Source organism: Flavobacterium sp. Arc2 (assembly GCF_041431385.1).
Lineage (GTDB): Bacteria > Bacteroidota > Bacteroidia > Flavobacteriales > Flavobacteriaceae > Flavobacterium.
In genome coordinates this window covers 142,035-161,798 of record NZ_JASMRH010000007.1, presented here as the reverse complement: position 1 = coordinate 161,798, position 19,764 = coordinate 142,035, and the positions used below count along the sequence as shown (strand labels likewise).

Annotated in this window: 21 protein-coding genes; 15 read left to right on the top strand and 6 right to left on the bottom strand. The window is 33.2% G+C overall.

Annotation, left to right across the window (positions count from 1 at the left end):
• Positions 1-66: 66 nt before the first annotated feature.
• Together QO182_RS06695 and nadC are read right to left on the bottom strand one after the other, a co-directional pair.
• Positions 67-999: a YihY/virulence factor BrkB family protein gene (locus tag QO182_RS06695; RefSeq protein ID WP_371560655.1), complete on the bottom strand. Its 933-nt coding sequence runs from the start codon at positions 997-999 to the stop codon at positions 67-69.
• Positions 1,000-1,056: 57 nt separating this feature from the next.
• Positions 1,057-1,914 carry a carboxylating nicotinate-nucleotide diphosphorylase gene (gene nadC, locus QO182_RS06690; RefSeq protein ID WP_371560653.1) on the bottom strand — a complete coding sequence of 286 codons (858 nt, stop codon included), beginning with the start codon at positions 1,912-1,914 and terminating at the stop codon, positions 1,057-1,059.
• Between the two features lie 403 nt (positions 1,915-2,317).
• Here nadC and QO182_RS06685 point away from each other — a divergent pair, with 403 nt between their 5' ends.
• From QO182_RS06685 to rlmH, 6 genes are all read left to right on the top strand, one after another.
• Complete coding sequence (locus QO182_RS06685; protein ID WP_371560651.1) at positions 2,318-3,382, top strand: endonuclease/exonuclease/phosphatase family protein; 1,065 nt, start codon at positions 2,318-2,320, stop codon at positions 3,380-3,382.
• 111 nt (positions 3,383-3,493) lie between these two features.
• Complete coding sequence (locus tag QO182_RS06680) at positions 3,494-4,756, top strand: DUF2254 domain-containing protein (protein ID WP_371537015.1); 1,263 nt, start codon at positions 3,494-3,496, stop codon at positions 4,754-4,756.
• Between the two features lie 38 nt (positions 4,757-4,794).
• Positions 4,795-6,738: a mechanosensitive ion channel family protein gene (locus QO182_RS06675; protein ID WP_371560649.1), complete on the top strand. Its 1,944-nt coding sequence runs from the start codon at positions 4,795-4,797 to the stop codon at positions 6,736-6,738.
• Between the two features lie 173 nt (positions 6,739-6,911).
• Positions 6,912-8,327, top strand: coding sequence for an adenosine deaminase (locus QO182_RS06670; RefSeq protein WP_371560647.1), 1,416 nt, complete (start codon positions 6,912-6,914; stop codon positions 8,325-8,327).
• Between the two features lie 40 nt (positions 8,328-8,367).
• The gene (locus tag QO182_RS06665; RefSeq protein ID WP_371560645.1) at positions 8,368-8,676 is read left to right on the top strand and encodes an antibiotic biosynthesis monooxygenase; all 309 of its coding nucleotides are present in this window, start codon (positions 8,368-8,370) and stop codon (positions 8,674-8,676) included.
• A 58-nt stretch (positions 8,677-8,734) separates the two neighbouring features.
• Positions 8,735-9,208 carry a 23S rRNA (pseudouridine(1915)-N(3))-methyltransferase RlmH gene (gene rlmH, locus QO182_RS06660; protein ID WP_371560643.1) on the top strand — a complete coding sequence of 158 codons (474 nt, stop codon included), beginning with the start codon at positions 8,735-8,737 and terminating at the stop codon, positions 9,206-9,208.
• Positions 9,209-9,247: 39 nt separating this feature from the next.
• Here the strand turns inward: rlmH and QO182_RS06655 are convergent, their stop codons facing one another.
• Positions 9,248-9,877: a hypothetical protein gene (locus QO182_RS06655; protein WP_371560641.1), complete on the bottom strand. Its 630-nt coding sequence runs from the start codon at positions 9,875-9,877 to the stop codon at positions 9,248-9,250.
• 137 nt (positions 9,878-10,014) lie between these two features.
• Positions 10,015-10,839, bottom strand: a complete 825-nt coding sequence (gene folP, locus QO182_RS06650) for a dihydropteroate synthase (protein WP_371560639.1) — start codon at positions 10,837-10,839, stop codon at positions 10,015-10,017.
• A gap of 165 nt (positions 10,840-11,004) precedes the next feature.
• On the opposite strand from folP, the gene QO182_RS06645 reads away from it, so the two are divergent.
• The 9 genes from QO182_RS06645 to QO182_RS06605 all read left to right on the top strand — a co-directional run bounded on the left by QO182_RS06645 (position 11,005) and on the right by QO182_RS06605 (position 18,734).
• A complete protein-coding gene (locus tag QO182_RS06645) occupies positions 11,005-11,547 on the top strand; it encodes a DUF1599 domain-containing protein (RefSeq protein WP_371537032.1) in 543 nt (180 codons plus the stop codon).
• A 12-nt stretch (positions 11,548-11,559) separates the two neighbouring features.
• On the top strand, positions 11,560-12,660 hold the full coding sequence (locus QO182_RS06640) for a BT_3928 family protein (RefSeq protein WP_371560637.1): 1,101 nt from the start codon (positions 11,560-11,562) through the stop codon (positions 12,658-12,660).
• An 80-nt stretch (positions 12,661-12,740) separates the two neighbouring features.
• On the top strand, positions 12,741-13,817 hold the full coding sequence (locus tag QO182_RS06635) for an ABC transporter permease (protein WP_371560635.1): 1,077 nt from the start codon (positions 12,741-12,743) through the stop codon (positions 13,815-13,817).
• A gap of 208 nt (positions 13,818-14,025) precedes the next feature.
• Positions 14,026-14,526, top strand: a complete 501-nt coding sequence (locus tag QO182_RS06630; RefSeq protein WP_371560633.1) for a TlpA family protein disulfide reductase — start codon at positions 14,026-14,028, stop codon at positions 14,524-14,526.
• A gap of 51 nt (positions 14,527-14,577) precedes the next feature.
• A complete protein-coding gene (gene tpiA, locus QO182_RS06625; protein WP_371537041.1) occupies positions 14,578-15,330 on the top strand; it encodes a triose-phosphate isomerase in 753 nt (250 codons plus the stop codon).
• A 106-nt stretch (positions 15,331-15,436) separates the two neighbouring features.
• The gene (gene prmA, locus QO182_RS06620) at positions 15,437-16,270 is read left to right on the top strand and encodes a 50S ribosomal protein L11 methyltransferase (protein WP_371537044.1); all 834 of its coding nucleotides are present in this window, start codon (positions 15,437-15,439) and stop codon (positions 16,268-16,270) included.
• A 134-nt stretch (positions 16,271-16,404) separates the two neighbouring features.
• Positions 16,405-16,680, top strand: coding sequence for an ATP-dependent Clp protease adaptor ClpS (locus tag QO182_RS06615; RefSeq protein WP_371537046.1), 276 nt, complete (start codon positions 16,405-16,407; stop codon positions 16,678-16,680).
• Between the two features lie 101 nt (positions 16,681-16,781).
• Positions 16,782-18,053, top strand: coding sequence for a sterol desaturase family protein (locus QO182_RS06610; RefSeq protein WP_371560631.1), 1,272 nt, complete (start codon positions 16,782-16,784; stop codon positions 18,051-18,053).
• A gap of 9 nt (positions 18,054-18,062) precedes the next feature.
• Positions 18,063-18,734 carry a lysoplasmalogenase gene (locus QO182_RS06605; protein WP_371560629.1) on the top strand — a complete coding sequence of 224 codons (672 nt, stop codon included), beginning with the start codon at positions 18,063-18,065 and terminating at the stop codon, positions 18,732-18,734.
• A gap of 50 nt (positions 18,735-18,784) precedes the next feature.
• Here the strand turns inward: QO182_RS06605 and QO182_RS06600 are convergent, their stop codons facing one another.
• Together QO182_RS06600 and QO182_RS06595 are read right to left on the bottom strand one after the other, a co-directional pair.
• Complete coding sequence (locus tag QO182_RS06600; protein ID WP_371537053.1) at positions 18,785-19,198, bottom strand: DUF6691 family protein; 414 nt, start codon at positions 19,196-19,198, stop codon at positions 18,785-18,787.
• Between the two features lie 3 nt (positions 19,199-19,201).
• Positions 19,202-19,759: a YeeE/YedE family protein gene (locus QO182_RS06595; RefSeq protein WP_371560627.1), complete on the bottom strand. Its 558-nt coding sequence runs from the start codon at positions 19,757-19,759 to the stop codon at positions 19,202-19,204.
• Positions 19,760-19,764: the final 5 nt, after the last annotated feature.

Genomic DNA, 19,764 nt, shown 5'->3' with positions numbered 1-19,764 from the left:
TTGATTAGTATAAACTAAAAAAAAAATAATTTTCATCAAACATACTATAAAATTAGCAAATAACATTTAGATTAATTTAATATTATTTTTTCTTTTCAAGTTATTTATTGCTGCATTTAACTCAAAGCCTAGAAGTAAAACCATGCAATTAATCCAAATATAGAACATCACAATCAACAAAGTACCAATTGAACCATACAGTTGATTGTACTGCGAGAATTGTATAACCCAGATTCCAAAAAAGTAGGAAATAATGATAGTCCAAATTGTTGTAAATACAGAACCAATGGATATGAAAGCTCTTGTTTTGTCATGCTTTGTTCCAAACTTAAAAAGTATTGAAGTCGTAATTAAAATCATAGTTATTAAAAAACCATAGCGCCCCATAACTATCAGCGGAATTTGTTCATTTAATACCTGATGCGCCGTTAGTTTGTGAATAAACACTTCAAAAACAACAATTACACCAACTGTTACCAATAGTAGCATAGATAAAAAAACTGACATTCCTATCGCAATTAAATATTGTCGAAAAAAACCTCTCTTTACCAGTACATGTTTTGAATTTTCAAAACCACCTAAAATAGCATTTAATCCATTTGCCATCAAAAAAATAGACAATATAAAACCCGTAGACAGTAATCCAGAATGACTATTATGGAGTATGTCATTTATTATGTTTTCAATCGCATAAAAAGTATTAGGAGGAACACCTTCAGATACAAACTTCAAGAAATCCTCTTGAAACCCTTCAATAGGAATGTAAGGGATAAGGTTAAGAATAAATAGCGCAAAAGGAAACAAAGCCATAAAAAAACTAAATGCAATAGAACCAGCTCTGTTTGACAAAGCGCCTTCTGCAATACCTATGACGTATAATTCCAATAAATCATAAAGAGATAAGCCGGATAACCACTTTAATTTAATACCCTTTAAATAATGGGCAAAATTACGCAGTAGCGGGATTCTTTCGATTCTTTCTTCAATTTCTTGACTCATTGTATTCAGGTTACAGTTCCGATAACCTTAAAAATTAGGTTATAAAAACAGCTTTTTTTAAATCGCTTTTAAACTCAAATCCATATTATAGACAGAATGCGTTAAAGCACCCGAAGATATATAATTCACGCCACATTCAGCATATGCTCTAAGAGTTTCTTCATTAATGTTTCCAGACGATTCTGTTAAACTTTGATTTCCAATAAAAACTACCGCCTTTCTAGTCATTTCGTAATCAAAATTATCCAACAAAATCCTATAAACTCCTCCGCAAGCAATTATTTCTTTAACCTCATTTAAATCTCTAGCTTCCGCAATAATTTTTAAATCCAGGCCGTTTTCTTTGAGATAAGCTTTTGTTTTGGCTATAGCCAAGGCAATTCCGCCCGCAAAGTCAATGTGGTTGTCTTTAAGCATAACCATATCATACAAGGCAAACCGGTGATTTTCTCCTCCGCCTAGTTTCACTGCCCATTTCTCAGCTACGCGAAATCCAGGTGTTGTTTTACGGGTATCCAGTATTTTGGTATTTGTTCCTTCTAGTAATTTGACATACTTGTTGGTTTTAGTAGCGATGGCTGACATCCTTTGCATGGAGTTCAATACCATTCTTTCTGCTTTAAGAATTGACTGTGAACTACCTGAAACATGAAACACTACATCACCGTATTTTACCAGCGTACCATCGACTATAAAAGTTTCTACCGTTAAATTTGGATCTACGTAGTGAAATATCATTTTGGCAAATTCGACACCGGCAATAATCCCGTCATCTTTGACCAATAATTTTGCTTTACCTTCTGCCGAAGCAGGAATACAAGCCAGTGAGCTATAGTCTCCATCACCGACATCTTCCCGGATGGCATTTACAATTAGTATCTGTAACTCGTTTTGAAATTGTGCTTCGCTGATCATCTTATAAAAATTTTACATAATGCTAAAGTAGGTTATTTTTGTCAAATTTAAAATTTGTTTCGCAGCCAATTTAAGAACTACCCCCGAAAACGAAAGCGGCAAAAGCGTTATAAAAACATACAGTACCGTTTTGAAATACTTAACCATTAATCCATAACTACTACTTTTACAAGAGAGAACATAGTTTTTTTTCAACTTCATATTTCACACTATGAAAGTATCAACATGTCCAAAAAAAACGCTCTGTAATTTGCAATTAAAAAACGAATTATAAGTGCTAATTTAGTACTTTTATTTTTTTACAAAAAACTTATAAAATTTAAATTAAACTATTGAGACAGAGTATTTTTAAATTCCTTAAATAAGAAATAAATACCTAACAAGATACTATAATCAGCTTACAATGAGATTTTTTAAAATTACACTATATCTATTTTCCTTTTTGGTCATTCTTACGGTACTTCTCCCATTAATAAAAAAAGACTATTGGGTTTTCCGTGTTTTTGATTACCCTAGGTTACAAAAATTTGTAATTGTAGGGTCGCTTATTGCAATCTGGTTGCTATTTTTTAGAAATACAAAATTAGTTCTCGATTGGGGTATTATTATTTTTTTAGCACTAACTTTTCTACATCTTTTTTATGTAATTCTTCCTTTTACCTTCCTGAGTAAAACGATGATTGACCGCGTAAAAGCACCAAACCAAGAAACATTAAACCTTCTTGTTTCTAATATTTACCAATACAATAAGAGTTATTCCAAACTCATAACAGTTATAAAAAAAAGAAATCCAGATGTGGTTTTTTTAGTCGAAACTGATCAAAAATGGCTGGATGCCGTAATAGAACTTCGAGAAGAGTATCCATATTATATTGAAATACCTAAAGAAAATACCTACGGCCTACTCTTTTACAGCAAACTTCCCATAAAAAAAACACAAATCAACTATCTGATTGATAATGAAATACCTTCCATCATTGTAGATCTAGAATTTGACTCGCAAATTGTTAGAATCTATGGTTTACACCCTACCCCACCAGTTCCACAAGAAAATAAATTCAGCACTGAACGAGATGCCGAAATTTTAATGGTAGGAAAAATGGCTAAAGATTATGAAGACCCTTGTTTAGTTATAGGTGACATGAATGATGTCGCTTGGAGTTACACTACCAAATTATTCCTGAAAACCAGTGAATTAATGGATCCTCGACGTGGACGCGGAATGTACAGTACTTTTAATGCTAAAAAATGGTTGCTCCGGTGGCCATTAGATCACTATTTTTTAAGCAGTCATTTTAGACTCGTTTCAATGAATGTGGAGAAATCAATCGACTCCGATCATTTTCCTATAAGCATAAGCCTTATTATATCTAAAAAAGATGAATCTGATAAAATGACAGCTGACGAAGAGGATAAAGCCTTGGCTAATAAAAAAATTAATGCCGGAATAAATGGGGAACCACTCTAATTCTATAATTTATTAAAACTTATTGTACTAACAGTAATAATAAAAAAGGAACACTAATTCATTTTAGTTATTTCATTAAATATGTATTAATTTAGTCCAAAACCTCCATTTATGAACGAAAACGTACTATTTGCAATCAAACGTCTCAAAGAAAAACTATGGTTTAGACCTCTTATTTTTTGTGTTCTTTCTATCATAGCCGCCCTAATTGCCCAAGTAGCCGATAGTACCGGTCTTCACGAATTGGTCCCTAAAATTAACAAAGATTCTCTAGAATCACTACTAAATAACATATCAGCAAGCATGTTGGTCATTTCCATTTTTGCAGTGGGTTCGATGATTTCAGCATTTTCTGCAGCTAGTAATACGGCTACTCCACGCTCTTTTAAACTAATTATTGCCGATGATGTTTCGAAAAATGCTCTTTCTGTTTTCATAGGCTCTTTTATCTATAGCATAGTTGCCACAGTAGCTTTAAAAAATGGCTACTACGGCATAGCAGGAAATTTTACTTTATTTGTCTTCACCTTACTGTTTTTCGCATTAGTTATTCTTACTTTTTTACGATGGGTAGAGCGTATTTCTCGATTGGGGCGTATGGGACATACTATTAAATTAGTAGAAAATGCTACTGCAAATGCGATAGAAAACCGATTAGCTTCGCCTACTCTATATGGATTAGCTATTAATCCGCATCAAGAGCAAGGGATCGCCGTTTATAGCCAAATTACGGGCTATGTCCAGCAATTATATATCTCTAAACTACAGGAAATTGCAGAAAAATTAGATGCCATAATTACCATAAATGCACTTCCTGGAAGTTTTTCCTCCATAGACAAACCATTATTTTATATCTCGTTAAAAAAAAGCACAACAACAGAGACTGATTACAATGAAATGAGGAAAGCATTTATAATAGGCGATATGCGGTATTTTGACGAAGACCCCCGTTTTGGGCTCATCACTTTAAGCGAAATTGCAAGTCGTGCTCTCTCTCCTGCTGTCAACGATCCTGGTACTGCAATACAAATAATTAGCAGTTATGTGCGTTTATTTACTTTGTGGGCTGAACCGGTTCATTCAAAGAAAGAAGAAAAAAATCGTTACGATCGTATCTCGGTTCCAGAACTTGCAATTTCAGACCTATTTGAAGATGCATTCAGACCTATAGCCAGAGACGGTGCTGGAAACATTGAAGTGATGATCCGACTTCAAAAAGCCTTTAGCACTCTATATTCCATCGATAATCCGGCTATAAAAATAGCGGCTCTGCATAATTCTTATCAAGCTTTTGAAAGGGCAGAAAGAGAAATGAAATTTAACGGAGATCTTAGCCTACTAAAAAACGAGAGTTTATTTACACAACAATTATAAAGACACACTGTTTTTAATACCTTCAACAGAACTAATTTATGCTGCACCGACCTACTATATATCATAAAATCATTTTTCTTTCGATATGTAATCAAGCTATATTAGGTTTTTCTATTGGAAAAATAAAGACCTTAGTGATAGGTATTTTATTTCTATTTGCTTCGACGGCATCGTTCTCACAAAATGATAGTATTAATAAGCAAAATGATTCCATAAATACTTCCCTAATTCAGGTATTCAACAAAAAGCTGTCTATTATTGAAGCGCAACGTCTTACTGATTCTATCAAAAAAGTGGCGTTAGAAAAGCAACTACTTTCTTTAAAAACAACCGATAATCTTAAAAAGGAAGACTTAGAAAAACAGTTGCTGGCGTTGCACGAAAAAGACTCACTACGTCTTACTGAAAAAAAAGCACAAATTGATTCAATGCGCCTTACAGCTAAAGGATATCCAGTTAACGGATTTTTTAATGACACCTTATTTCATGTTTACACTAAACTAGGTAGCTTCTCAGCTAAGGAAAGGGCCGATGCTATTAGCGTTCGAATAAAAAATCTTGCAGATCAATTTGGTTTTAGTTCCAATTCCATCAATATTGATGAAACAGAAACAACCTTAGATTTAGTGAATGGCGAAAGCATCATCATGAGTATTTCTGAAAATGATGCGCTTTGGAACAATAAATCAAAACAGGAATTAGCTAAGAAATACAAAGGATTAATTAGCGCTGCTATTATCAAATACAAAAGCGAAACCAGCTTAGCTACATTAGCTAAAGAAATTGGCTTGGCTTTACTTGTCTTGATTATCATGTTTGTATTGATTTCCTATTTAAAAAAGTTTTTTAATTGGATAGCATTTAAAATCAAGTTTCAGGAAGGTAAACGCATCCACGGGATAAAAATCAGGAACTTTATTTTATTTGACGCCAAGCAACAAGTTAATGCATTATTGAATGCCAATACGATTCTAAAGTGGTTATTAATCGCATTACTTGTTTATATAGCCTTACCTATTCTCTTCGGAATTTTCCCATGGACCAAAGGCTTTGCTGCAACGCTTTTTGGCTATATCTTAAATCCTCTTAAAAAAATAGGTATCGGTTTTTGGAATTACCTGCCTAATTTAATTACGATATTAGTCATAATTTTCGTGTTTCGTTATGTATTAAAAGGGATTAAGTTCCTTAAAAACGAAATTGAAAAAGGGAATTTAGAATTACCTGGATTTTTTCCAGATTGGGCTAATCCTACCTATCAAATCATAAGAGTAATTGTATTTGCTTTTATGGTTGTTGTGATTTTTCCCTATCTTCCCGGAAGTGATTCACCTGTATTTCAAGGTGTTTCTGTTTTCTTGGGTTTCCTTTTCACCTTTGGTTCAGCGGGGTCACTTTCGAATATTATAGCTGGTTTGATCCTCACGTATATGCGCTTATTTAAAATTGGTGACCGTGTTAAAATTGGCGAAGTAGTAGGTGACGTAATCGAAAAATCATTATTGGTCACCCGAATAAGAACGATTAAAAACGAAATCATCTCTATTCCGAACTCGACCGTAATGAGCAGCCACACTATAAATTACAGTAGCGATGCTCCAGAAAAAGGTTTAATTATTCACTCCACAGTAACTATTGGCTACGATGTACCCTGGAAAGATATGCATCAAGCATTGATTGATGCTGCTTCAAAAACAACTTTAGTTTTACAAGAGCCTAAACCATTTGTGTTGCAAACTAGCCTTGATGATTTCTACGTCTCTTATGAGATTAATGCGTATATCAAAGAGCCTAACAAACAGGCAGTAATATATTCTGATTTACATCAAAACATTCAGGATGTTTGCAACGAAAGGGGAATTGAAATCATGTCTCCGCATTATCGTGCAGCAAGGGATGGAAGTAGAACCACTATTCCTGAAAATTATTTGGACAAAGAATATCAAGCACCTCCATTTAATGTGACATTGAAAAAAGAGTAATTTATAAGGCCTATTTTTTTTATACGTTAAATCGCTTATCTTTGCCTCCAATTTATTCTGAATAACATATTTGGCATAAATATAGTGCTATGTAAACTATAATTCAGACTCTCACACTGGATTCGTTTGCTACAATTTTACCGATAATTATCGGAACCACAAAAACAGATATTATGAAATTAATTTATACGCTTCTTTTTTCGGCAATGCTGAATCTAAGCTACTCACAATCTCCTAGCGTTTATTTAGAGAAAATTAGAAATAATGAAGCTGAACTGACGGCTTTCTTTTCCCAAATGCCAAAAGGAGGTGATCTGCACCACCATTTTAGTGGTTCCATCTATGCCGAACCGATGTTAGAAGATGCAATAACCGAAGATCTTTACTTGAATACTGCCACTATGGAGGTACTTAAAGAAAAACCAGTCACTGGAACCTGGGAGAAATTCTCTGCGATAAATAATCGAGGTGAACTGGGTATTTACAAACAAAAAATAATGGAAAAATGGTCGGTAAAAGATTATAACCACGTGAGTTACCCTTCAAATAAGTTATTTTTTGAGTCTTTTGGCAAGTTTACCCCAGCAATTGCAGGGCATTTTGGTGAAGGTTTATTGGAACTAAAAAATAGAGCAATTAAGGAAAATGTGAGTTATATAGAAACCGAATTCTCTACTATTCCTTCTAAAATTAATACCGCTGATCTATCTGTTTTTAATACCCAATTAAGACTATTAGCAAACAACAAGGACGAAAAAGGAATTAAAGCACTTCTTGACATTCTTTACGAAACGATGCTAAAAAGAGACGCAGCAGCAGATGCAAATGACTTTAATTTAAACTTTGTAACTAAACTACATACCGATTTGAAAATTGACGATGCCCGTTTTACAATGCGTTATCAAAATTTTGTGTTACGTTTTATGGAACCAGTGGATCTCTTCAAAAACTTAGTAGTCGCTTTTATCTCTGCAGATAGTAGTCCGCTAATGGCTGGTGTTAACATTGTTTCTCCAGAAGATGGTGAAACGTCCATGAAAGATTATTGGTTACACATGGTGATGTTTAACTATTGCCATTCTCATTATCCTAATGTAAAGTACTCAATGCACGCAGGCGAACTTACCTTAGGACTAGTTCAACCAGAAGACCTAACATCGCATATCAACGATGCTGTTTATACCGCTGGAGCCAATCGAATTGGGCACGGAGTTGATATTGCTTATGAAGGTAAATCATACGATTTGTTGCGTTATATGGCAAAAAATAAGATAGCTATCGAAATTAACCTAGTCAGTAATGAATTCATTTTAAGAGTTAAAGAAAACCGCCATCCTATTTCATTGTATCGAGCATTTGGCGTTCCCATCGTTATCAGTACAGATGATGCCGGAATATTAAGATCTAATATGACCGAACAATATGTTTTATTGGCCAAGAGATACAAAGAGATATCCTATGCTGATATCAAGCAGTATGTATACAACAGTATTAATTACAGTTTTATCAAAGACGAATCCGTAAAGAAACAATTATTGAAAGATCTTGATTTGAGATTTAAAACTTTTGAGGCTAATTTTCCTTTATAACAATCTGTCATCGCCTACCTATTTTATAAATTTATAAATTATGATTCTAGAAACCGCAATACTTTATATAAAGAAAGGGAAGGAGAAGCAATTTAAACATGATTTTAAAATTGCGGGACAGTACATCAGTGCGATTGATGGGTATCTTGGACATAGTTTAAGAAAGTGTGTCGAGCACGAAAATAAATATTTACTTCTTGTGGATTGGGAAAAGCTGGAAGATCATGTCATTGGTTTTAGAACATCAGTCGAGTATTTAGAATGGAAAAAATTACTCCACGATTATTACGATCCATTTCCCGTTGTAGAGCATTACGAAATTATTTTAGAAAAGATAAAATTAGCTTAATTAAAAAGTGATTTAACACCATACTGAGTCTTTAGCAACGTCCCTAATAAAATTGAAAATGAATATCAAATTAATAGCCATTGGCAAAACCGATAATAAAGCATTACAATCCTTGATTGACGACTATACCAAGAGATTGTCTTTTTATATCAAATTTGACCTAGAGGTTATTCCAGATATCAAGAATGTAAAAAACTTATCTGAAAGCCAACAAAAAGAGAAAGAAGGTGAATTAATTTTAGCAAAAATCACCCCCACTGACCAATTGATTCTATTAGACGAAAATGGAAAAAACTTTTCTAGTGTAGGTTTCTCTGAAGAATTGCAAAAGAAAATGAATTCTGGAGTCAAAACTTTAGCTTTTGTAATTGGTGGTCCTTATGGATTTTCTGATACGGTCTACGCCAAAGCACAAGGAAAAATATCGCTTTCATTAATGACATTCTCACATCAAATGGTACGTTTGTTTTTTATCGAACAATTATATCGCGGGTTTACGATTTTGAAAAACGAGCCTTATCATCATCAGTAAGTCTTTTGTTTAAAGTTTTCCTTGTTTAAAGTTTCAAGTTTAGTAGATAAATTCTTGAGGTACTTCTTTATTAAAAGTGTCTAATTCTTTTATCAAAATTTTATTCTGAACGTATTCACCAAAACTCATGTTTTTATCAAATAGTAACACAATTTTTGGTTTTACAGATTGGTTTATACTGTCAACATAATTTATAATTTCTTTTTTATGTATTTCGATACCATTTACAAAAGCTAAATTGTTTTCTTTTTTAAAGCGAATAATCATATCTCCTTCAGTGGGTTTTCCAATCGCATAGTACACTTTGGTAAAAAGAATAAAAGCCATATTCTTCCCTATTGTATCGGCATAGGAGTAATAATTCTCCGCCTTTTCGTTTTTATGGGCTTTCTCCTTGCGTTTCTTGTCTTGTAATTTCATTACCTCAGGAATAACTAATTTCAACGGCAAACGCTTATCAATATTTAAAATCCAATTGGTTGTAATTATGCTGTTTTTTCGGTTGACTTCTGCCAAAGTATCTTTACCACTTGTTCTAAAAAAAATATAAATTGCAGAATGATCAATAACATCACTTACAACGGTAACATTCGATTTTGGCAATAAGATATCTTCTTTACTTCCGCAAGACACTAATAGAAAAATGATAACTAAACTTAAATATTTCATATGTAGATATTATTTGTTTATTTTTTAAAATAACAGAAAAATGATTCCGATTTTTGGTTTTTATTTGAGTAATTGAAATTCGTTGTGCACTTATTGATTAGTGCTTACATCGAATTACCGTTATTCTTTTAATCCGCTTATAAATTAACTTTTTTCCAAAGTTGAATGCACTCCATTGCTTCTTTCACGTCGTGCACCCGAAGAATATGAGATCCTTTAGTCAACGCAATTGTATTTAAAACTGTAGTTCCGTTTAAAGCATCTTTTGCATTGGAATTCAATTGTTTGTAAATCAAAGATTTTCTTGAAACCCCAACTAATAAAGGTAATTCTAACAGTTGAAATAATTCTATTTTTCTTAGCACTTCATAGTTTTGGTCCATTGTTTTTGCAAAGCCAAAGCCAGGATCAATAATCAAATCGTTGATACCTAAACTCCTCGCCTTATTAATTTTTTCTGAAAAATAAAAAAGCATTTCTTTGACAATATCTTCATAGTTTGTCATTCCTTGCATTGTTTGTGGCGTACCGCGCATGTGCATCATTATATACGGAACATTATATTTGGAAATAATTTCAAACATCGCATCATCCATATTTCCAGCCGAAATATCATTTATTATAGCAGCACCATTTTCAATGCAGGCTTTGGCTACTTCACTTCTAAACGTATCGATAGAAAGTAACGCATCAGGAAAATGTTTCAAGATTATTTGAATTGCAGGAATGATTCTGCCTAGTTCTTCTTCTTCAGAAACGAATTCTGCATTAGGTTTACTAGAATAGGCGCCTATATCAATGAAAGTAGCCCCATCGTTTATCATTTTATTGACTTGAGATAATAATTCCCTTTCGTCATTGTACTTTCCTCCATCAAAAAACGAATTGGGAGTCACATTCAAAATCCCCATTACTTTAGGGGTCGATAAATCGATAAGCTGTCCTTTACAGTTAATTGTCATTAAATCATTGTTTAAGGTTTTCCTTGTTTAAAATTTTCTATGTTTAAAGATTAAAGTTGTTCAAATGCAAAACTCAACTATTCCATTAACTTTAAACCTGAAACTTTAAACCTTTTAAAATTAATTCCTATTTTTGAAGAAATTTTAGACAAATATACATCAATAATGAAGAATACTTCTCAAGAATATGATAACGTAATTGCGATTTGTCGTTCGCTATTTATCAATAAAATGACCGATTACGGTAGTGCATGGCGCATATTACGATTACCTTCATTAACGGATCAAATCTTCATAAAAGCACAAAGAATACGTAGTTTACAGGAAAATGAGGTTCGAAAAGTAAACGAAGATGAAACCGGTGAATTCATCGGGATCATCAATTATTCGATAATGGCTTTAATCCAATTGGAATTAGGAATAGCAGTTCAACCTGATTTAGAAGTCAAAAAAGCAACTGAATTATATGATGCTAAAGTCAAACTGACCAAAGAATTAATGGAAAACAAAAATCATGATTATGGTGAAGCTTGGCGCGAGATGCGTGTGAGTTCACTAACAGACCTGATTTTGCAAAAATTACTTCGAGTAAAACAAATAGAAGACAACAAAGGAAAAACAATTGTATCAGAAGGGATAGATGCTAATTATCAAGACATGATTAACTATTCTATTTTCGCTTTAATATTAATGGGTTTCAGTAAATAAAAAAACATAAAAATGAAAAACATAATTACTCAATTTTCTAGAATATTCGTTGGCTTACTTTTCATCATTTCAGGATTAATAAAACTAAACGACCCAGTAGGTTTCTCTTATAAACTGGCTGAATATTTTAGCGAACCCGTTTTTAATATTCCGTTTTTAGTTCCCTTTGCACTAGGCTTGGCTCTATTTTTAGTCATTGTCGAAGTCGTTCTTGGAGTCATGCTTCTTATAGGTTACAAATCTAAATTTACGATCGGGAGTTTATTGCTTATGATTGTATTTTTTACATTCTTAACGTTCTACTCTGCTTATTTCGATGTAGTAAAAGATTGTGGTTGTTTTGGTGATGCCTTGCATTTAACACCTTGGGAATCTTTTACTAAGGATATTGTCTTATTATTTTTTATCCTTATTTTATTCATTAATCAAAAATTAGTAAAACCGCTTTTTGCAAATAGCGCCCAAAACATAATAGCCTATGCCAGCATCATCTTATGTATGTTTATGGCGGTATGGGTACTTAATCATTTACCTCTAATTGACTTTCGCCCTTATAAAGTGGGAACTAATATCCAAAAAGGAATGGAAGTTCCAGAAGGTGCACCAAAATCAGTTGTAGAAATGATTTTTATCTATAACGTAAATGGAGTAAATACTGAGTTTTCAACCGATGATTTGATGAATCTCCCTGAAGGAGCCGATTTTGTTGACCGGAAAGATAAAATAATCACCGAAGGTTATGTGCCTCCTATTCATGATTTCACAATGATGAAAGACGATTCAGACTATAAAGACGAGTTTTTAGCAGAGCCTAAATTACTGATGTTTGTTACTTATGACTTAACTATTGCTGAAGAAGGCGGTATGGAAAAACTGGAAAAACTAAGCCAGGACGCGAAGGCCAAAGGATATAAAGTAATTGGAATGACGAACTCTGCCGTAGAAGAAATCGAAAAAGCTAAAAAGAAATATGGCCTTACTTTTGATTTCTATACTTGTGACGCAATCGCTTTAAAAACGATTGAAAGAGCTAACCCAAGTATTGTAGTTCTAGAAAAAGGAACTGTGAAACAAAAAGTGCATTACAACGATATTAAAGATTTGAAATTATAAATAAACCCGAATCCTAAAATACGGAAGATAAAGTATGCTTTAACTTCAATATTTAAACATTTAACCGTAGACAAAATAACATGCTGAAATACTTTTTAAATAAGTTCGGATATGCACTACTTACCCTTTATGGAGTGATTACGGTCATTTTCTTTTTATTTAATGTTTTGCCCGGAGATCCAGCAAGAATGATGTTGGATCAAAATGAAAATTCAGAGCAATTGGCATTGATTAAAAAAAAATATGGCTTTGACAAACCAATTTCTACCCAATATTTATATTACCTCAATGACCTCTCCCCTATTTCCTTGCACAGTAAAAACGAATCAGATTATACTTATTTGAGTGAAGAAAAATACAATGCGACACAATTATTTAGTTTCTCCAATTTAAATTTAGTGATCAAAGCTCCCTATTTGAGAGAAAGTTTCCAGAAAAGCGGAAAGAAAGTATCAGAAATCATTGGAAACACATTACCCAGTACAGCGATATTGGCATTTTTTGCCATTGTAATCGCTATTGTTTTTGGTATTCTGTTTGGAATCATTTCAGCGCTGCATAAAGATACATGGATCGATCGTTTGATTGCGCTTGTAAGTACACTCGGTATGAGTATTCCTTCCTTTTTTAGCGCGATTTTATTTGCTTGGCTATTTGGTTTTGTATTACAAAAATACACCCATTTAAATATGACAGGAAGTTTGTATGAAGTAGATGATTTTGGTGAAGGCAGCTATATCCAATGGAAAAACATTATTTTGCCCGCAGTAGTATTAGGAATACGTCCGCTGGCAGTTGTAATTCAACTAATGCGTAACTCCTTATTGGAAACATTTGGTCAGGATTATATCCGTACTGCAAGAGCTAAGGGACTTTCTGAATATCAAATCATTAGAAAACATGCTTTAAAGAACTCCTTAAATCCTGTCGTTACGGCTATTTCTGGATGGTTTGCCTCGATGCTAGCTGGTGCGGTATTTGTTGAATTTATTTTTGGATGGAATGGATTAGGAAAAGAAATAGTGGAAGCGTTAAACAATCTAGACTTGCCTGTAATAATGGGTTCAGTACTAGTTATTTCGACCACATTCGTCATTATTAACATCCTTGTAGATATTATTTATGCCTATCTAGATCCTAAAATTAGGCTTTCCTAACACTCAAAATTTGATTTTCGAGTAGTTTTTTAGATAAAATCAGTAATAAGGTTATTCCAAAAATTATTTTAAGTCCAACTATTACGATTTCATTCCTGATTTTATAACAAATTAGCATGGTTTTGTTATTTTAAAAGGTGTAATTCAATTTTTCTTAATCTATATACCCTATTTAGAATGTTTGTTTAACTTTGTTAAAAATAAAAAAATGAAAAAAATATTTGCTTTATTAGTCGGTTTCTTAACATTTTCCTGTTCCAATTCAAATACAGATAAAACCGCGTTTTCTAAAGAAGCGTTATCAGAAACATTACTTGCCACTGATGGAAGTCAGGTAGCTTTTCAAGATGTTTTAAAGAAGCACGAAGGAAAAACGGTGGTCATAGAAATGTGGGCCTCGTGGTGTAGCGACTGTGTAAAAGCAATGCCAAAAATAAAAGAACTACAAGCAAATAATCCTGACGTAGATTATGTATTTATCTCAATGGATAAAGCAGCTGATAAGTGGAAAGCAGGCATCGATAAACACGAACTTAAAGGGGATCATTTTATGGCCAATGACCAAATGGAAGGTGTCTTCGCAAAAGCAATTAATTTAGATTGGATTCCGAGGTACATTATTGTAGACAAAACTGGTAAAATCGTTTTATATAGAGCGATAGAAACTGATTTTGATAAAATCAACGAAACGTTAGCTGACTTAAAATAATAGTATTTCGAAAAAGAACTAAAAATAAAGAACTAAATAACACAAATTGAAATGAGAAAAAAGATAGTTGCAGGAAACTGGAAGATGCATAAAAATGCTGAGCAAACTGAAGATTTATTAAATGAATTGATCGATAAAATGCCTTTTGAAACCGAAGTGCAAATAATTGTAGCTCCTACTTTCATTAATCTAGCTACAGCGGTTGATCATTTAGAGTTCGTTGCTATTGATGTTGCTGCCCAAAATATGCATCAAGCAGAAGCTGGTGCATTTACAGGAGAAATATCTGCTGATATGTTGCAAAACGTTGGTGTGAATATTGTAATTCTTGGACATTCAGAACGCAGAGCAATTTTTAATGAAACGGATGCCTTAATTGCAAACAAAGTAAATACTGCTTTAGAGCATGACATGACTGTAATTTTTTGTTTTGGCGAAGAATTGAAAGACCGTCAATCTAAAAATCATTTCAATGTAGTAGAAAATCAATTGAGAGATGGATTATTCAACATTCAAGCTTCAGATTGGGGAAATATTGTTTTGGCATACGAACCAGTATGGGCTATCGGAACAGGCGAAACTGCATCTCCAGATCAAGCACAAGAAATGCATGAGTTCATTAGACAAACAGTTCAAAAAGCTTACGGGAGCGATATCGCTGACGAAGTTTCTATTCTTTATGGAGGAAGTGTAAAACCAGAAAACGCCCAAGAAATTTTCTCTAAACCAGATGTAGACGGTGGTCTTATAGGTGGTGCAGCTTTAAAATCAGATGATTTCATAGCAATTGTGAATGCAATTTAAACTGATTCTTTAATATATAGGAAAGGCGGTAATTGAATTTACCGCCTTTTTTTATTTTTATATTATTCGATAAAAAGGAAATAGTACCTTTGCAAAAAAATTAAACATGTCAAACATATATATCGGTTACCATTTTACGGTTGAACCAAAAGAATTAGGGTCGGAAATATTGATCGCTGAACTGGGAGAAACTGCTTTTGAAAGTTTTACTGAAACAGAGACAGGAATTTCTGCCTTTGTACAAAAGGACTTATGGGACGAAACAATCCTAGAAAACATCCAAATATTACAATCAGAGGAATTTAAAATCGAATATACATTCGAAGAAATTGATCAGGTAAACTGGAATGAAGAATGGGAGAAAAATTTTGAAGCAATTGATGTAGAAGGAAATTGTCACGTACGTGCTCCTTTTCACCCTAAAACTGATGCTGAATTTGATATCTTGATTGAACCTAAAATGAGCTTTGGGACAGGGCATCACGAGACGACACACATGATGATTCAGCACTTGTTAGAGACAGAAGTTACAGGCATGAAGACATTGGATATGGGTTGTGGTACAGCTATTTTAGCTATTCTTGCAGAAATGAAAGGCGCTCAGCCAATTGATGCTATCGATATTGATAACTGGTGTTATTTGAATTCTATAGAAAATGCAGAACGCAATAATTGTGAACACATTACTGTCTATGAAGGAGACGCTTCCTTATTGAAAGGTCATAAATATGATTTAATTATTGCCAACATCAACAGAAATATTTTGTTAAATGATATGCAAAGCTACGTAGATTGCCTCAACCCAAAAGGAACCCTTCTTCTAAGCGGTTTCTACGAGCAAGATATCCCTTTTATTGATGCTTCTTGCACAGAAAGAGGATTAACTTATGTTAAAAAATTTGAAAGAAACAACTGGGTTTCATTAAAATACGTAAATTAGGAGCTAATTACAGTAATACAAAAACAACCATAAAAATCATTGGGAAGTAGTTTATAAAACTAATTCCCAATGAGGTGAGTTTGATGTAGGACAATCCTACTATATTTTTATCTAACCACCTAAATTCTTTAAAAATGAGTACAAAAGAAAAAGTAAGAGAGAAAGTTAGTGTAAAAGAAGTTACCTCTAAAAATAACGAAATCATCGTTTACAATGATGACGTCAACACTTTCGACCATGTAATCGACACCTTAGTGCGTGTTTGTGATCATACTCCTGAACAAGCGGAACAATGTTCCTTAATTGTACATTATAATGGAAAGTGTACCGTAAAAACGGGTCCACTTAGTAAGTTAAAGCCACAATGCACTGGATTGTTAGAAGCGGGTTTAAGTGCTGAGATTATTTAGATTACGTAAAGGAATAAAATTAATTCCTGTTCCATTTTTTTTACAAATAATTCAAAAAACACTCTGTTTTATTCTATATTTGGATAAAACAGAAGGCTTTTATGGAAGAATATGGTAAAATATTACTAATCGCAATGCCCCTTTTCTTTGTACTGATTGTCATAGAAAAAATTTACGGTACTTACAAAGGTGAAGACAACGTTCCTTTAATGGATAGTGTTTCTAGTATCAGTTCTGGAATTACAAATGCCGTAAAGGACGTATTGGGTCTTAGCATTACTTTTATTTCTTACGAGTGGATTGTTTCAAAAATCGCTATTTTCCATTTAGAAGCCAACATCCTTACTTATTTAGTTGCTTTTGTCATCATTGATTTTTACGGCTATTGGATCCACCGTATAGCACATCAAGTCAACTTTTTTTGGAACAAACATGCGATTCATCATAGCAGTGAAGAGTTTAATCTTGCTTGTGCTTTAAGGCAAACAGTTTCAAGTTTTGTAAATCTATTTACTTTTTTACTTATTCCTGCAGCTATTATAGGAGTTCCCACTACTGTAATTGTTATAACACTTCCTATTCAATTGTTTTTACAATTTTGGTACCATACCAAGCATATTAAAAAAATGGGCTTTTTAGAGTACATTCTCGTTACGCCTTCTCACCATAGAGTACATCACGCAATCAATCCAGAATATATCGACAAGAATCATTCTCAAATTTTTATTATTTGGGATAAATTATTTAACACGTTCCAAGAGGAACTGGAAGCTGTTCCTCCCGTTTTTGGCATTACAAGACCCGCACAAACTTGGAACCCTATTCGCATTAACTTTCAACATTTAAGTCTGTTGATTTCTGATGCTTGGCGCGCAGAGAACTGGAAAGATAAATTTACGATTTGGTTTAAACCCACAGGTTGGCGTCCTGAAAACTTTGAAGAAAAATACCCCGTCACTAAAATTACAAACGTTTATGCTTTTGATAAATATGGAACTAAAGCATCTTCTAAACTTATTTATTGGTCAATTGCACAAGTATTAATGACATTATTATTTGTCAGTTATCTTTTTAACAACATAGGTCAAATAGGATTACCTACTATTTTTATTTATGGATTATTTATATTCATAACAGTATATAGTTATACTGAATTAATGGATGAAAGCCGTTTCTCAGTGTATTGGGAAACAATTCGTTTTCTATTTGGTTTAGGTATTATTTACTATTTTGGAGATTGGTTTGGACTCAATTCTCTATTTGCATGGGGAAATTATATAGTTATCAGCTACCTTCTGCTTTCATTAGTAATATCTATTTATTTTGTAGCTTTAGAATTTAAAACAAAAAACACAGCACTTCTCACTGTCTAAAAATTGACCATGAAAAACACATTATTTTTAAAAAGTTATCTCATTGTAAGTGTTATCTATCTACTAATTATACTCTTAGGTTACGAGGATATTACTGGGTATATTAAACCCTTTTTGCTTCCCTTTTTATTATTAGGCGTGTATTTTCATCGTGATTTCCCTTCAAAGAAATACCTGTTAATAGCTTTAACCTTTTCTTGGATAGGTGACATTATACTTTTATTTGCTGATCGAGACGAAATGTATTTCATTGTTGGTTTAATTGCTTTCTTACTCTCTCACATTGCCTATATCCTTTTGTTCAACAAACAAATAAAACCCAAAAACACCAAAAGTAAAGCTGTTTTCTGGATGGGTGTTACAGCAATTATAATGTATCTAATTGTAATGATTGCTTTGCTACTGCCTAGCCTAGGTGATTTAACTATTCCTGTTTTTGTTTACGCATTGGTTATCTCAACAATGCTATTATTTGCTTTCAAAGGCTTTCTAATATGGCATGCTCCAGCAAAATGGTATATCCTGATAGGTGCAATTATTTTTATAAGTTCAGATAGTATTCTCGCCTTCAACAAGTTTTACAATCCATTAGTACTGAGCTCATTTCTTATTATGATAACTTATCTTGTTGCCCAGTATTTAATAGTATCTGGTATTTTAAAATTAAATCAAAAAAAATAGCATTCTATATTTTTAGAAAATGCTATTTTTTAGTTTTTAAATTACGGCAATTAATGAGGCAATTTATCTTTCAAGACGCCATATAGATAAGTTCCTAACAGCGCACCAAAAAGAACAATACCAACACTCCAAAAGCCAGCACCTAACAAAATGAATATAGGACCTGGGCACGAGCCAACGAGAGCCCAACCCAATCCAAAAAATAATCCACCAACCCAATATCTTGTCGATCCTTGCTCTTTATCTTGGATTTCAATTGCTAAGCCTTTGATGTCTTTTATATTTCTTCTTTTTATCAACTGAATTCCAATGATTCCAGTACCAATTGCAGTCATAATGATTCCGTACATGTGGAATGACTGAAACTGAAACATTTCATAGATTCGATACCAAGAAACCGCCTCCGATTTTGTCAGTACAATTCCAAAAACTAAACCAACCAATAAATATTTTAATACTTTCATATTCTAGAAAATTAAGGGAAATAATAAATAGGCCATAATCAATCCTCCGATAAAGAATCCTATAACAGCCTTTAAAGATGGAATTTGCAAATTACTCAAACCAGAAATCGCGTGACCCGAGGTGCATCCACCCGCATAGCGAGTTCCGAAACCAACTAAAACACCACCTATTAACAAGATTAAAATATTTTTTGGAGAACTGAAAATATCAGGTCCAAAAAGGGCATCCGGCATCAATTTTCCGTTTGGAGCATCGATTCCTAATTCTGCCAATTGAGCAATAGTCTTTGGATTAATAGCAACATTTGAAGGATCACTCATAAACTGAACAGCTATAAATCCTCCCAGCATCGCACCTAAAACTACTACTAAGTTCCAACGCTGTGCTTTCCAATCGAAGTCAAAAAAAGCAACACGTTTACCTAATCCTGTCATAGAACATAAAGAGCGTAGATTAGAAGACATGCCAAATGTTTTACCAAAATAAGTTAAGGAAAGCATTATCATGCCAATCAAAAAACCGGATACATACCACGGCCATGTTTGAAAAATAATATTCATCTTTT